Genomic DNA, 13,768 nt, shown 5'->3' with positions numbered 1-13,768 from the left:
CCGTGGGACGCTCGGAACTCCTCGACCGGCTCCACCAGACCCTGCGCAGCCACGGCCGCGCCGTGCTCACCGGTGCGCCCGGAGCCGGCCGGTCCGCGATCCTGGACGTGGTCGCCGCGACCGCCGAGTCGCGCGGCGAGACCGTGCTGCGCCTGGCCCCGGCCGAACGCGACCGTACGGTGCCCGGCGCCGCCGCCACCGAACTCCTCGCCGCCATCCCGACCGCGGCACTCGCCCCCCTGCCCGGCATGTCCTTCCGCGCGGGCCCCGGCAGTCTGCCCGCCCTCGGCGCGGTCCCCGGCACCGGCCTCCGCCCCGGCAGCGGTACGCATCCGGGCGCCGCCGCAGCCGGAACCACCCGCGCCACCCCCCGTACCGGCGGCGGCCGGAGCACCCGGAGCACCCGTACCGCCGGAGCCCGCCGCACCACTACTGGCGCGGGCACCGGCCGGTCCCGCGGAAGCGGCCCGCTCGGCGCCGCACCCGCCGCCTCCGTCCCGGCGCTGCTCCGCAGACTGGCGGGGGAGTGGCCGGTGCTCCTCGTCATCGACGACGCCCAGTGGCTGGACGAGGAGAGCGTGCTCCTGCTCCGCTCCGTCCTGCACCCGGGCGCCGGGACCGTACCGGCGGAGCTGCGCCTGCTGATCGCCGAACGCACCACGCCCGGCGACCCGCGTGAACCCGTCGCCCACGCCCTCTGCGGCGCCACCTCCCGGGACACCATCCCCGTGCCGCCGCTCGACCCCGCCTCGACCGCCGAACTCCTCGCCCGCCACCGGCTGCCGCGCCGGCTGACCGACGCGGTGCACCGGGCCTCCGGCGGCAACCCGGCCCGCGCCCTGGCCGTCGCCCGCACCCTGACCGCCACCCCACCCGCGGAACTCGCCGCCGGCTGACCCCCGGCGTGCCCGCCGTCCACGACCCGCGAGCGCCGGAACGCGAACGGAAGCTCGTCACGGCCCGGACCTACGTCACCCGGGCACACAACGAGGGCAGTGCGTCGGACGGCGATTCCGACGTACTGCCCTCGCTGTGTCGCAGCCGACCGCGCGGACGCGGACCTCAGGCCACGGGGCTCACCGGTAGTTCACGAACTGCACCGCGAAGTCCAGGTCCGCGCCCTTGACGAGCTGCTGTACCGCCTGCAGGTCGTCCCGGCTCTTGGACGACACCCGCAGCTCGTCGCCCTGCACCTGCGCCTTGACGCCCTTGGGGCCCTCGTCGCGGATCATCTTCGCGACCTTCTTCGCGTTCTCCTGGGAGATGCCCTCCTGGATGGTCGCGAAGATCTTGTACTCCTTGCCGGAGAGCTGCGGCTCCCCGGCGTCCAGCGCCTTGAGCGAGATCCCGCGCTTGACCAGCTTGGACTGGAAGACGTCCAGGATCGCCTTGACCCGGTCCTCCGAGTTCGCCTGCATCAGGATCTTCTCGCCCGACCACTCGATCGACGCGCCGACGTTCCTGAAGTCGTAGCGCTGCGAGATCTCCTTGGAGGCCTGGTTGAGAGCGTTGTCGACCTCCTGCCGCTCGACCTTCGAGACGATGTCGAAACTGGAGTCGGCCATCGTGAGTTGGCTCCTCATCCCTAGATCATCCGGTACCGCGGAACCATCCCGGTCCGCAGCGCCCAGCCTAGCCATCCGATCCATGATCCAACCGCGATCAACAGGGTGGCGGACCACCCCGGTTCATCGGGTATGGTTGACGACGTTGCCACCGAGCACCGCCACCGAGCGGGACGGCGGCGACACCTCCTAGGCGGTGTGCCCGAGCGGCCAAAGGGAGCAGACTGTAAATCTGCCGGCTCAGCCTTCCCAGGTTCGAATCCTGGCGCCGCCACAGGAACCGAGAAGGCCCCCGGTCCGCGAGTACGCGGACCGGGGGCCTTCTCCGTGCCGTGGTTCGCATCCCTTCCCCGGGCCTTCCCCCGTCTCGTTCAGTCCGACGCGGCGGCCTTCACCGCCTCCGCCACCGGTACCAAACCGCTGATCAGTTCCAGCGTCCTGCCGATGGTGCCCGGCTCGTCCAGCAGCGCGGCCAGCACCGCCGCCACGTCGTCCCGCGGCACCGCGTCCCGCCCGGTGCGCTCGGCGAGTGTGACCAGCCCCGTCCCGGGATCGTCGGTGAGCCGGCCGGGCCGCAGGATCGTCCAGTCCAGCTCGGTACGCGCCCGCACGGCCGCGTCCGCCGCGCCCTTGGCCCGCAGATAGGCGGCGAAGACCGGGTCGGTGTCCGGCGGCGGCTCGCTGTCGGCGCCCATCGACGAGACGACGAGAAAGCGCCGCACCCCGGCCCGCTCGGCCGCCTCGGCGAAGAGCTCCGCGGCCGCCCGGTCCACGGTCTCCTTCCGGGCGACGCCGCTGCCCGGTCCGGCGCCGGCCGCGAAAACGGCCGCGTCGGCGCCCTGCAGGTGGGCCGCGACCTCCTCGGTGATGGCCGACTCCAGGTCGCACAGCACGGGTTCGGCTCCCGCTTCCCGCAGGTCGTCGCCCTGCGCGCGGTTGCGGATGAGGCCCGCGACCTCGTCACCGCGCCCGGCGAGCAACCGCTCCAGCCGCAGCGCGATCTGACCGTGTCCTCCAGCGATGACAATGCGCATGGTCCCGACCGTACGCCGAGGGCACGAGCCGCAGACAGAGGGCGCGCTGGCCATACCTTGCGCCGGCCTGAACCCCCGTCATACCCGAGGGCCCGCCCCCGCCACGTCAACAGAGCCACCGCCTAGGGGACTTCGCCCCCCGGTCCCTGCCGCGCCTGCCGGGGCAGGTCGAGCGCGGCCACCGTCTCCGAGTCGCAGTACTCGCGCACCGCGCTGGTACGCGCCACGATCCGCCCCCCGTGCACCACGATCCGGCTGTACGCCAGCGACAGCGCCCCGGCCACGCTCTCCCCGCGCACCGCCAGCAGCTCCGCCGGGAAGCCGGCCTCCAGCCGCACCGGCCGCAGCCCCATCACGGCCCGGGCCCGGTCGCTGACCGCCGCGTACGCCGCCTCGGGGCTCTCCCCGCCCTGTGCGGCCAGCAGATACGCGGCCTCCAGCGGATCGCCGCGCCCCACCGGATTGGCCGCGTCCCGCAGTGCCCCGCTGCCCGCGGCCACCCGCACCCCGCCGCCCGCAGCAGCCGCACCGGAGCGGCCGCGGGCGCCGGCGGTCCCGGGCGCACCGCTCCGTCGCACTCCATGGCCGCGCAGTCGCCCTGCGGCAGCAGGACGACGGAGACGCCCGCGGCCGCGAGCCGGTCGGCGGCCCGGCGCGCGTCCGGCCGGGGAAGCAGGGAGAGCCCCGCGCACGGTCCGATGGACACCCCGGGCCGCAGCCCGCCGGCCATCGCCGCCAGCCGCGCCAGCCGGGCCGGGTCGTCACCCTCCGTGTGCAGGTCCACGGGGCACCCGTGCTCCGCCGCCACCCCCAGCACGGCCTCGACGTAGCCGGAGGGGTCCGGGTCGAGATCCGGACAGCCGCCGACGACCGTCGCGCCCATCTTGACCGCGTCCCGCAGCATCGCCAGTCCGTCCGCGCCCGCGGCCCCGGTCAGCACCCGCGGCACGGCGACGGTCGTCAGTTCGGTCAGCCCGGTGAGCGCCCGCCGTGCCTGGAGCGCCCCCTCCAGTGCGCGCAGCCCGTGCACCCCGCCGACGCGGATGTGCGCCCGGAGGGCGGTGGCGCCGTGACCGAGATGGAGCAGCGCGGCCTCGATGGTGCGGCGCTGCACGTCGTCGGCGCCGTACGGGGCGGGGCCGTCCCCGCCGGCGGTGAGTGCGGTGTCGGTGTGGGCGTGCGGTTCGGCCGGCGCCGGGAGCAGGAGATAGCCGCTGAGGTCGATCCGGGCGGGCTCGCCCGCGCGGCCCCCGGCGCGCTCTCCCGCCGGGGCGGACCGGGTGAGGCTGCCGGCCGTGCCGACCGCCTCGATGCGTCCGCCGCTGATCCGGACGTCCACGTTCCGGCCGTCGGGGAGCCGGGCGCCGGACAGGACGAGCGCGGACGGCTCCGGAGCGCTCTCGCTGCCGGAGGGCTGCGGTCGGCTGCTGTCGGGCATCGCGCTCCTGCGGGCTTCTGCGGGCGGTTCCGTTCCGGGTTCCGGGGGAAAGATCACGAAGCGTGAACCGAGCCTAGGCCGCCTCCACGGCGGTCACGAGCAGGAGCGCAATAGTCGTACCGGCGGGGTCGCGGGCACGCGTGGGAGGGGAGTGCCGGGCGGTGAGCGGCGGGCCGGGCGAGGGCCGATACGGATTTCACCTTCGGCCGTTCAGCGTGTAATGTCTTCATCGCTCGCCCCAATAGCTCAGTCGGCAGAGCGTCTCCATGGTAAGGAGAAGGTCTACGGTTCGATTCCGTATTGGGGCTCTGGTGTGGGAACAATCCGTCCGACGGGCGGGTTGTCCGACATCGAAGCGGTGTAGCTCAGTCGGTAGAGCAAGCGGCTCATAATCGCTGTGTCACCGGTTCAAGTCCGGTCACCGCTACGAACAGTAGCCGATTGCAGGCTAAGTCCTTCGATCGGCTACTCTTTCTGCGTTCATCCACTGTTCGTCCAAGGAGCACTCACGTGGCTGCCACCGACGTCCGCCCGAAGATCACGCTGGCCTGCGTGGAGTGCAAGGAGCGGAACTACATCACCAAGAAGAACCGGCGTAACAACCCGGACCGACTGGAGATGAAGAAGCACTGCCCGCGCTGCAACGCGCACACCGCGCACCGCGAGACGCGATAACAACAGGCTCGTCCATGAGGCCGTCCCCACCCGGGGGCGGCCTCATGGCGTTGCCGGGACCACCGGAACCACCGGGTCCACCAGGCGGCCGGGCCGGTCACCCGGGACCGGTCTGGTAGACCGATCAGCATCAGCCCCGAGCAGGAGGTGCCGAGCAGATGGCGCTCGACCAGTCCTTCGTCGGCCGGGCGTACCCGCCCACCGCGCCGTACGAAGTCGGACGCGAGAAGATCCGCGAGTTCGCCGAGGCCATCGGCGACCCGAACCCGGCCTACACCGAGCCGGACGCGGCCAGGGCGCTCGGCCACCCGGATGTGATCGCCCCGCCGACCTTCGTGTTCTCGCTCACGTACCGGGCGGCCGGACAGGTGGTCGACGACCCGCAGCTCGGCCTCGACTACAGCCGGGTGGTCCACCGCGACCAGCGGTTCGTCTACAGCCGCCCCGTGCGCGCCGGCGACCGGCTCTCCGTCACCACCACCATCGACGAGGTCAAGACCCTCGCGGGGAACGACATCGTCGACATCCGCGGTGACGTGCACGACGCCGCCGGTGAACACGTCGTCACCGCCCACACCAAGATCGTGTCGCGCGCACCGGAGGAGAACTGACATGGCGGCCGTCATCTCCTACGACGACGTCGAGCCCGGCACGGAGCTGCCCTCCCGGAGCTTCCCGGTCACCCGTGCCGACCTCGTGCGCTACGCGGGCGCGTCCGGCGACTTCAACCCGATCCACTGGAACGAGCGCTTCGCGAAGAGCGTCGGCCTGGAGGACGTCATCGCGCACGGCATGTTCACCATGGCCGAGGCGGTCCGCGTCGTCACCGACTGGGCGGGTGACCCGGCGGCGGTGGTCGAGTACGGGGTGCGCTTCACCAAGCCGGTGGTGGTCCCGGACGACGACAAGGGCGCCGTGATCGAGGTCTCGGCGAAGGTCGCGGCGAAGCTGGGCGAGGACACCCGCAGGGTCCGGATCGACCTGACCGCGACGAGCACGGGCGAGAAGGTCCTGGGCATGTCCCGGGCGGTGGTCCAGCTCAGCTGACCCGAGCGGGGCGGGCGACGGACGGGCTCCTGGCCCACCGCCACCGGCTCGGAGCACCGCACCCGCCCACTCGCTTCTCCGCACCGGAGACATGGGTGGGCGGGAGGGAGAACACCCGAGCGAAGCGCGGAAAGCGGAGCCGCACCGCCACAGAAGCGCACCCCGAGCCGGAGGCACCCGGGGCAGCAGGGCGGACACACCACCGCCGGAGGCGGCCCCGTACGCTGGGCCCGTGCAGGTACTCCACGACGCCCCGCTGGCCCCGCTCACCACCTTCCGCCTCGGCGGCCCGGCCAACCGCCTGGTCACCGCGGTGACGGACGAGGAGGTCGTCGAGGCCGTCCGCGAAGCCGACGCCGCCGGCACCCCGCTGCTCCTCATCGGCGGCGGCAGCAACCTCGTCATCTCCGACAAGGGGTTCGACGGCACGGTCCTGCGGATCGCGACCCGTGGCTTCGACCTCGCCGGCACCCGCCTCGAACTGGCCGCCGGCGAGAACTGGTCCGAGGCCGTGGCCCGGACCGTCGAAGCGGGCCTGGCGGGCGTCGAGTGCCTGGCCGGCATCCCCGGCTCCGCCGGCGCGACGCCGATCCAGAACGTCGGCGCGTACGGCCAGGAGGTCGCCACCACCATCACCGAGGTGGTGGCGTACGACCGGGTGTCCGGCGAGACGGTCACCGTCCCCAACGCGGACTGCGGCTTCTCCTACCGCCACAGCCGCTTCAAGTCCGACCCGGACCGCCATGTCGTCCTGCGCGTCCGCTTCGAACTGGAGGACGCCGGCGGTTTGTCGGCGCCCCTGAAGTACGCCGAGACGGCCCGCGCCCTGGGCGTCGAGCCGGGCCAGCGCGTCGCCGCCTCCGCCGCACGCGAGACCGTCCTCGCACTCCGGGCCGGCAAGGGCATGGTGCTGGACCCGGGGGACCACGACACCTGGTCCGCGGGGTCCTTCTTCACCAACCCCGTCCTGGACGCCGACGAGCACGCCGCCTTCCTGGCCCGCGTCGCCGAACGCCTCGGCCCCGGCACCGAGCCGCCCGCGTACCCGGCGGGCGACGGGCGGATGAAGACCTCCGCCGCCTGGCTCATCGACAAGGCCGGCTTCACCAAGGGCTACGGCACCGGCCCGGCCCGCATCTCCGGCAAGCACACCCTGGCGCTCACCAACCGCGGCGAGGCCACGACCGAGGACCTGCTCGCCCTGGCCCGGGAGGTCCGCGACGGTGTGCGCGAGGCCTTCGGGGTGACCCTCGTCAACGAGCCGGTGACGGTGGGCGTCAGCCTCTAGAACACCCGCGCGCCACCGGGCGCGGCACGCGCAAGCCGCCGCGACGCCCGGCAGCCAACACCCGCCGGCCGGCCCACGGCGCACCAGGACGCCTCCCCCCCGGCGGGCCGGGCACCGTACGCCGGCCCGAGCCCGCACGGGCCGGCCACCGCGACCCGGCGGGGAACACCGCCCCGGCTACTCCGCCGCCAGCCAGTCGTCGATGCCGCTCAGCATCTGCTTGCGCACATCCTCCGGCGCCTGCGAAGCCCGCACCGACTGTCGTGCCAGCTCGGCCAGTTCGGCATCGCTGAACCCCAGCACGGACCGCACCAGCGCGTACTGGTCCGCCAGCCGCGACCCGAACAGCAGCGGGTCGTCGGCGCCCAGCGCCACCGGCACCCCCGCGTCGAACAACGTCCGCAGCGGCACGTCCTCCGCCTTCTCGTAGACACCGAGCGCCACATTGGACGCCGGGCAGACCTCGCAGGCCACCCCCCGTTCGGCCAGCCGTTCCAGCAGCCGCGGGTCCTCCGCGGCCCGCACCCCGTGCCCCACCCGGTCGGCGCGCAGATCGTCCAGGCAGTCCCGTACGCTGCCGGGCCCCGACAGTTCACCCCCGTGCGGGGCGGCGATCAGCCCGCCGGCCCGGGCGATGGCGAACGCCCGGTCGAAGTCCCGGGCGAATCCGCGCCGCTCGTCGTTCGACAGCCCGAAACCGATCACCCCGCGGTCCGCGTACCGCACCGCCAGCCGCGCCAGGGTGCGCGCGTCCAGCGGATGCTTCACCCGGTTCGCCGCGACGAGCACCCGCATCCCGACCCCCGTCTCCCGCGACGCGGCGTCCACCGCGTCCAGGATGATCTCCATGGTGGGGATGAGCCCGCCGAGCCGGGGCGCGTACGAGGTCGGGTCGACCTGGATCTCCAGCCAGCCGGAGCCGTCCCGCGCGTCCTCCTGCGCGGCTTCGCGCACCAGCCGCTGGATGTCCTCGGCGGTCCGCAGGCACGACCGGGCGATGTCGTAGAGCCGCTGGAACCGGAACCAGCCCCGCTCGTCCGTCGCCCGCAGCTTCGGCGGCTCGCCGCCGCTCAGCGCCTCCGGCAGGTGCACGCCGTGCTTGTCGGCGAGTTCCAGCAGCGTGGTGGGCCGCATCGACCCGGTGAAGTGCAGATGCAGATGAGCCTTCGGCAGCAGCCGGACATCACGCGCGGCGGTGCGGGGGAGCGGGGGATTCCCGTGGTGGTACGGCGACATTCCAAAATCCTGCCGTATGACCCGCCCACCACGGTAGAGGATTCGGAATCCCCCTCCCCGGACGTTCTCGCCTCCCGGACCGCCCGGCCCATTCCGCCTCGTTCCGCCCCGCTACGCCCGCGCCTCGCCCAGCAGGCTCTGCAGGCGCGAGACCCCCTCGGCCAGGTCCTCGTCCCCCAGCGCGTAGGACAGCCGCAGATAGCCCGGGGTCCCGAAGGCCTCGCCCGGGACGACGGCCACCTCCGCCTCGTCCAGGATCAGCTCGGCCAGTTCGGCGGAGGTCTTCGGCCGCTTCCCCCGCAGCTCGCGCCCGAGCAGCGCCTTGACCGAGGGGTACGCGTAGAAGGCGCCCTCCGGCTCCGGGCACTCCACCCCGTCGATCTCGTTCAGCATCCGCACGATCGTCCGCCGCCGCCGGTCGAAGGCCTCCCGCATGGCCGCGACGGCCTCCAGGTCACCGGAGACCGCCGCGAGGGCCGCCACCTGCGCCACATTCGACACGTTGGACGTCGCGTGCGACTGCAGGTTGGCCGCCGCCCTGATCACGTCCCGCGGGCCGACGACCCAGCCGACGCGCCAGCCGGTCATGGCGTACGTCTTGGCCACGCCGTTCACGACCACGCACCTGTCCCGCAGCTCCGGCACCACCACGGGCATCGAGGTGAACTCCGCGTCCCCATACACGAGGTGCTCGTAGATTTCGTCCGCCATCACCCACAGGCCGTGTCCGGCCGCCCAGCGGCCGATGGCCTCCACCTCGGCCCGGCTGTGGACGGCTCCGGTCGGGTTCGAGGGCGAGACGAACACCAGCATCCTGGTGTTCTCGGTGCGCGCCGCCTCCAGCTGCTCCACGGAGACCCGGTAGCCGCTGGTCTCGTCGGCGACGACCGGCACCGGCACCCCGCCGGCCAGCCGGATCGACTCCGGATAGGTGGTCCAGTACGGAGCGGGGACGATGACCTCGTCGCCCGGATCGAGCAGCGCCGCGAACGCCTCGTGGATCGCCTGCTTGCCGCCGTTGGTGACGAGCACCTGGGAGGCGTCGACCTCGTAGCCGGAATCGCGCCGGGTCTTCCCGGCGATGGCGGCCCTCAGCTCGGGGAGGCCGCCGGCCGGGGTGTAGCGGTGGTACCGGGGGTCCCGGCAGGCCTCGGCCGCCGCCTCGGTGATGTAGCCGGGCGTCGGGAAGTCGGGCTCGCCGGCACCGAAGCCGATCACCGGCCGCCCCGCCGCCCGGAGAGCCTTGGCCCTGGCGTCGACCGAGAGGGTCGCGGATTCGGAGATCGCGGCGATACGGGCGGACACCCGCCGGCCGGTCCCGGGCGGTGTGGGAGGAGTGGCAGCAGTATTCATGGGCGGCATTGTTCCGGACCGGACCCCGCCGGGGGCGAGGGTGACGGGAAGCGGAGCGCGGCCGCCGGGGGGAAGGGCCCGGCCGATCCCCCGTGGCCGCCGGAACCGGTACCTGTTCGACGCCCGGCCGCAGAACACGTACACTCACTGGGCGTTGGCCCTCACGGCCGCTCCGGTCACGCCCACTCCATGGGTTGCCCCGGATGCGGTAGGTTGAGGGGGACAAAGGGTCGTAGCTCAATTGGTAGAGCACTGGTCTCCAAAACCAGCGGTTGGGGGTTCAAGTCCCTCCGGCCCTGCTACACGCATCTTCGCCAGGATGTGTGCGCAGGTACGTACGACAACGCACCGCCGTGCGGCTCCACCGGGCGCGGCACGGCCACGACCCGGATTCAGGTGAGGACGAGTGACGGACGCCCTGGGCTCCATCGACACGCCTGAGAGCGGTCGGTCCGACGGCGAGACGGACGAGCAGAAGAAGGTCCGGCGCGGCGGCAAGCGCGGCAAGAAGGGCCCGCTGGGCCGGCTCGCGCTCTTCTACCGGCAGATCGTGGCCGAGCTGCGGAAGGTCGTCTGGCCGACCCGCAACCAGCTCACGACCTACACCACCGTGGTGATCATCTTCGTCGTCATCATGATTGCCCTGGTGACTGTGATTGACTTTGGATTCGCCGAAGCCGTCAAGTACGTCTTCGGCTGATCCCGCGTCGGCGTCGCTCTCGGCGCCCCACGACGCATGTTCAACCCCTTGAAGCCAGGAAGAAGCAGCCACCGTGTCTGACCCGAACCTGAACGACGCCATCGAGCCCGACCAGGGCGAAGAGGCTGCGGCGACGGCCGAGGCGGCCCAGGCTGCACCGGACACGGTCGGCGACGGCACCGAGGACACCGCACCGGCCGCGGAGGCCGGGGAGACCCCGGAGCCCGCCGCCGCGGAGGAGCCCGCCGAGCCGGCTGGGCCCGCGGAGTCCCCCGAGCCCGCCGAAGCGGAGGGCGCGGAGGACGAGACCTCCGCCGAGCCCGCCGCTGCCGAGGAGCCCCAGGCCGACCCGGTTGAGGAGCTCCGCCGTGAGCTGCGCGCCCTCCCCGGCGAGTGGTACGTGATCCACACCTACGCGGGCTACGAGAAGCGCGTGAAGGCCAACCTGGAGCAGCGCGCCGTCTCGCTCAACGTCGAGGAGTTCATCTACCAGGCCGAGGTCCCCGAGGAAGAGATCGTCCAGATCAAGAACGGGGAGCGGAAGAACGTCCGCCAGAACAAGCTCCCCGGCTATGTGCTGGTGCGCATGGATCTGACGAACGAGTCCTGGGGCGTCGTCCGGAACACCCCCGGCGTCACGGGCTTCGTGGGCAACGCCTACGACCCCTACCCGCTGACGCTCGACGAGATCGTCAAGATGCTCGCCCCGGAGGCCGAGGAGAAGGCCGCCAAGGCCGCGGCCGAGGAAGCCGGCGTCCCGGTGCCCAGCCGCAAGGTCGAGGTCCAGGTGCTGGACTTCGAGGTCGGCGACTCGGTCACCGTCACCGACGGCCCGTTCGCCACCCTCCAGGCCACCATCAACGAGATCAACGCCGACTCCAAGAAGGTCAAGGGCCTGGTCGAGATCTTCGGCCGGGAGACCCCGGTCGAGCTGAGCTTCGACCAGATCCAGAAGAACTAGGCAGCCGGCCCCCCGGGGCCGCGCCCGGCAGCTTCCGAACAGGTCGGACGGCTCTCCGGACATCCCGCACGCGGGATCACGGAGAACCGTCTGACCTGCTCGGTTTTTGGCCGCACTGTCATACCCGTTATCGTGGTGCGGTATGCCTCCGTCCGGATGACCGGACCGGGGCGGAAACCTCTCACTAGGACCCGGAGAGAGCAATGCCTCCCAAGAAGAAGAAGGTCACGGGGCTGATCAAGCTCCAGATCCAGGCCGGCGCCGCCAACCCGGCCCCGCCGGTCGGCCCCGCGCTGGGCCAGCACGGCGTCAACATCATGGAGTTCTGCAAGGCCTACAACGCCGCGACCGAGTCGCAGCGCGGGATGGTCGTGCCGGTGGAGATCACGGTCTACGAGGACCGCTCCTTCACCTTCGTGACGAAGACCCCGCCGGCCGCGAAGCTGATCCTCAAGGCCGCGGGCGTGGACAAGGGCTCCGGCGAGCCGCACGTCAAGAAGGTCGCCAAGATCACCCGCGACCAGGTGCGCGAGATCGCCACCACCAAGATGCCCGACCTCAACGCCAACGACCTGGACGCCGCCGAGAAGATCATCGCCGGCACCGCCCGTTCCATGGGCGTCACGGTCGAGGGCTGACGCCCGTCCCGGTCGAGGGCCCCCTCGCACCGTCACCGTGGAAGGGCCGGCGCGGCCCGCACCACGACTCCCAAGAACCCGAGGAGCAGCAGTGAAGCGCAGCAAGTCCCTCCGCGCTGCGGACGCCAAGATCGAGGCGGGCAAGCTCTACGCCCCGCTCGAGGCCGTCCGTCTGGCCAAGGAGACCTCTCCCACCAAGTTCGACGCGACCGTCGAGGTCGCCATGCGCCTGGGTGTCGACCCGCGCAAGGCCGACCAGATGGTGCGCGGCACCGTGAACCTGCCGCACGGCACCGGCAAGACCGCCCGGGTCCTGGTCTTCGCGACCGGTGAGCGTGCAGCGGCCGCGGAAGCCGCGGGCGCCGACATCGTCGGCTCCGACGAACTGATCGACGAGGTCTCCAAGGGCCGTCTGGACTTCGACGCCGTCGTCGCCACCCCGGATCTCATGGGCAAGGTCGGCCGCCTGGGCCGCGTGCTCGGTCCCCGTGGCCTGATGCCGAACCCGAAGACCGGCACCGTGACCCCGGACGTGGCCAAGGCCGTGACGGAGATCAAGGGCGGCAAGATCGAGTTCCGTGTCGACAAGCACGCGAACCTCCACTTCATCATCGGCAAGCTCTCCTTCGACGAGAAGCAGCTCGTGGAGAACTACGGCGCCGCGCTGGAGGAGATCAACCGCCTCAAGCCGTCCGCCGCCAAGGGCCGCTACATCAAGAAGGCCACCCTGAGCACCACGATGGGCCCCGGCATCCAGCTGGACTCCAACCGCACCCGCAACCTCCTGGAGGAGGAGGCCGCCGTCTGACCGACGGTGGCAGCGACGCGCTGTGAGCGACCGGGCCCCGCACCTCTTCGGAGGCGCGGGGCCCGGCCCGTGCGCCGCCGCGAACCGCCCGTCCGGTGCCGGCACGGGAGCCGGTGACGTTCCGATTTGCCTGGACGCGTGCCGTCCGCGTACGCTACTCCCGTAGCCAAAGACCGCTGGTCGTTGCCGTGCGCTCCCGAGTGTGCGGTGGCCGAAGGATCCGCTTCCGCGGACGGCCCGTGCAGGTGAATGAGGAGAGACTCCCCCGGAGCCCGATGGGCTTTCGTGGTCGAGTCACGCCCCGTGCGCCTGCACCGGGGCGTTTCGTTTTTGTTGAGCCCCCTTCTTCGCGTGCCCGATGCGGGCGGTCCGGCGACGTGTGCGGCTGATCGTGAGGTCAGTCGAGGATCATCACCCGGAAGGAGGCCGAGGCTCATGGCGAGGCCCGACAAGGTCGATGCCGTCGAGGAGATGAAGGACAAGTTCCAGAACTCCAACGCGGCCGTTGTGACCGCGTACACCGGTCTCACCGTGGCTCAGCTCAAGGAGCTGCGCCGTTCGCTCGGTGAGAACGCTCAGTACCGTGTGGTGAAGAACACGCTGACCAAGATCGCGGCTAACGAAGCCGGGATCACGACGATCGACGACCTGTTCGCGGGTTCGTCGGCCGTGGCCTTCGTGACCGGTGACCCGGTCGCGGCGGCGAAGGGTCTCCGTGACTTCGCCAAGGACAACCCCAGTCTCGTCATCAAGGGCGGTGTCCTTGACGGCAAGGCGCTGTCCGCCGACGAGTTCAAGAAGCTTGCGGACCTCGAGTCCCGCGAGGTGCTGCTCGCCAAGCTGGCCGGTGGCATGAAGGCGTCCATGGCCAAGGCCGCGGCGACCTTCCAGGCCCCGCTCTCGAAGTTCGTCCGCACCGCGGACGCCCTTCGCAGCAAGGTCGAGCAGGGCGGTGCCGGTACGCCGGCTCCCGCCGAGGCCGAGTCCGCCGAGTAAGAGGACGCGGTCGCAGCGGGCCCGTGAAG

At 72.0% G+C, this 13,768-nt stretch carries 14 protein-coding genes, 4 tRNA genes and 1 pseudogene; 14 read left to right on the top strand and 5 right to left on the bottom strand.

The genetic code is table 11. From position 1 onward, the window contains the following. Positions 1–2 precede the first annotated feature (2 nt). A complete protein-coding gene (locus E4N63_RS13350) occupies positions 3–896 on the top strand; it encodes an AAA family ATPase (protein ID WP_230240757.1) in 894 nt (297 codons plus the stop codon). A gap of 180 nt (positions 897–1,076) precedes the next feature. On the opposite strand, the gene E4N63_RS13345 is transcribed toward E4N63_RS13350, so the two are convergent. Continuing rightward, positions 1,077–1,565, bottom strand: coding sequence for a YajQ family cyclic di-GMP-binding protein (locus E4N63_RS13345; RefSeq protein ID WP_125623149.1), 489 nt, complete (start codon positions 1,563–1,565; stop codon positions 1,077–1,079). A 192-nt stretch (positions 1,566–1,757) separates the two neighbouring features. On the opposite strand from E4N63_RS13345, the gene E4N63_RS13340 reads away from it, so the two are divergent. Continuing rightward, positions 1,758–1,839 (top strand) — tRNA-Tyr (locus E4N63_RS13340). A gap of 97 nt (positions 1,840–1,936) precedes the next feature. On the opposite strand, the gene E4N63_RS13335 is transcribed toward E4N63_RS13340, so the two are convergent. Both E4N63_RS13335 and E4N63_RS13330 read right to left on the bottom strand, forming a co-directional pair. After that, a complete protein-coding gene (locus E4N63_RS13335; protein WP_125623134.1) occupies positions 1,937–2,599 on the bottom strand; it encodes an NAD(P)H-binding protein in 663 nt (220 codons plus the stop codon). Between the two features lie 122 nt (positions 2,600–2,721). Continuing rightward, positions 2,722–4,037: pseudogene (locus E4N63_RS13330) on the bottom strand (amidohydrolase family protein). A gap of 235 nt (positions 4,038–4,272) precedes the next feature. On the opposite strand from E4N63_RS13330, the gene E4N63_RS13325 reads away from it, so the two are divergent. From E4N63_RS13325 to E4N63_RS13300, 6 genes are all read left to right on the top strand, one after another. Continuing rightward, positions 4,273–4,345, top strand: a tRNA-Thr gene (locus E4N63_RS13325). 46 nt (positions 4,346–4,391) lie between these two features. Continuing rightward, positions 4,392–4,464 (top strand) — tRNA-Met (locus E4N63_RS13320). 83 nt (positions 4,465–4,547) lie between these two features. Further along, positions 4,548–4,712 carry a 50S ribosomal protein L33 gene (gene rpmG, locus E4N63_RS13315; RefSeq protein ID WP_003948671.1) on the top strand — a complete coding sequence of 55 codons (165 nt, stop codon included), beginning with the start codon at positions 4,548–4,550 and terminating at the stop codon, positions 4,710–4,712. A gap of 158 nt (positions 4,713–4,870) precedes the next feature. Beyond that, positions 4,871–5,323, top strand: a complete 453-nt coding sequence (locus tag E4N63_RS13310) for a MaoC family dehydratase N-terminal domain-containing protein (protein ID WP_125623136.1) — start codon at positions 4,871–4,873, stop codon at positions 5,321–5,323. A 1-nt stretch (position 5,324) separates the two neighbouring features. Further along, the gene (locus tag E4N63_RS13305) at positions 5,325–5,759 is read left to right on the top strand and encodes a MaoC family dehydratase (protein ID WP_230240755.1); all 435 of its coding nucleotides are present in this window, start codon (positions 5,325–5,327) and stop codon (positions 5,757–5,759) included. 232 nt (positions 5,760–5,991) lie between these two features. Then, positions 5,992–7,047 (top strand): UDP-N-acetylmuramate dehydrogenase, encoded by a 1,056-nt coding sequence (locus E4N63_RS13300; RefSeq protein ID WP_125623137.1) that lies wholly within the window; start codon positions 5,992–5,994, stop codon positions 7,045–7,047. Positions 7,048–7,224: 177 nt separating this feature from the next. Here the strand turns inward: E4N63_RS13300 and E4N63_RS13295 are convergent, their stop codons facing one another. Together E4N63_RS13295 and E4N63_RS13290 are read right to left on the bottom strand one after the other, a co-directional pair. Beyond that, positions 7,225–8,283: an adenosine deaminase gene (locus E4N63_RS13295; RefSeq protein WP_125623138.1), complete on the bottom strand. Its 1,059-nt coding sequence runs from the start codon at positions 8,281–8,283 to the stop codon at positions 7,225–7,227. 111 nt (positions 8,284–8,394) lie between these two features. Further along, positions 8,395–9,636 carry a pyridoxal phosphate-dependent aminotransferase gene (locus tag E4N63_RS13290; protein WP_230240753.1) on the bottom strand — a complete coding sequence of 414 codons (1,242 nt, stop codon included), beginning with the start codon at positions 9,634–9,636 and terminating at the stop codon, positions 8,395–8,397. Between the two features lie 226 nt (positions 9,637–9,862). Here E4N63_RS13290 and E4N63_RS13285 point away from each other — a divergent pair. From E4N63_RS13285 to rplJ, 6 genes are all read left to right on the top strand, one after another. After that, a tRNA-Trp gene (locus E4N63_RS13285) sits at positions 9,863–9,935 on the top strand. Positions 9,936–10,042: 107 nt separating this feature from the next. After that, entirely contained in the window at positions 10,043–10,336 is a 294-nt protein-coding gene (secE, locus tag E4N63_RS13280) for a preprotein translocase subunit SecE (RefSeq protein WP_019707807.1), read from the top strand. A gap of 73 nt (positions 10,337–10,409) precedes the next feature. After that, the gene (nusG, locus tag E4N63_RS13275; protein ID WP_125623140.1) at positions 10,410–11,297 is read left to right on the top strand and encodes a transcription termination/antitermination protein NusG; all 888 of its coding nucleotides are present in this window, start codon (positions 10,410–10,412) and stop codon (positions 11,295–11,297) included. A gap of 203 nt (positions 11,298–11,500) precedes the next feature. Beyond that, positions 11,501–11,935, top strand: coding sequence for a 50S ribosomal protein L11 (gene rplK, locus E4N63_RS13270; protein ID WP_019707809.1), 435 nt, complete (start codon positions 11,501–11,503; stop codon positions 11,933–11,935). A gap of 91 nt (positions 11,936–12,026) precedes the next feature. Continuing rightward, complete coding sequence (gene rplA / locus E4N63_RS13265) at positions 12,027–12,743, top strand: 50S ribosomal protein L1 (protein WP_030542552.1); 717 nt, start codon at positions 12,027–12,029, stop codon at positions 12,741–12,743. 435 nt (positions 12,744–13,178) lie between these two features. Beyond that, on the top strand, positions 13,179–13,739 hold the full coding sequence (gene rplJ / locus E4N63_RS13260) for a 50S ribosomal protein L10 (RefSeq protein ID WP_019707811.1): 561 nt from the start codon (positions 13,179–13,181) through the stop codon (positions 13,737–13,739). Positions 13,740–13,768: the final 29 nt, after the last annotated feature.

This window comes from Streptomyces sp. MNU89 (assembly GCF_020982505.1).
Classification (GTDB): domain Bacteria; phylum Actinomycetota; class Actinomycetes; order Streptomycetales; family Streptomycetaceae; genus Streptomyces; species Streptomyces xinghaiensis.
The sequence above is the reverse complement of the archived record's forward strand: the minus strand, read 5'-3'. Positions and strand labels throughout refer to the sequence as shown.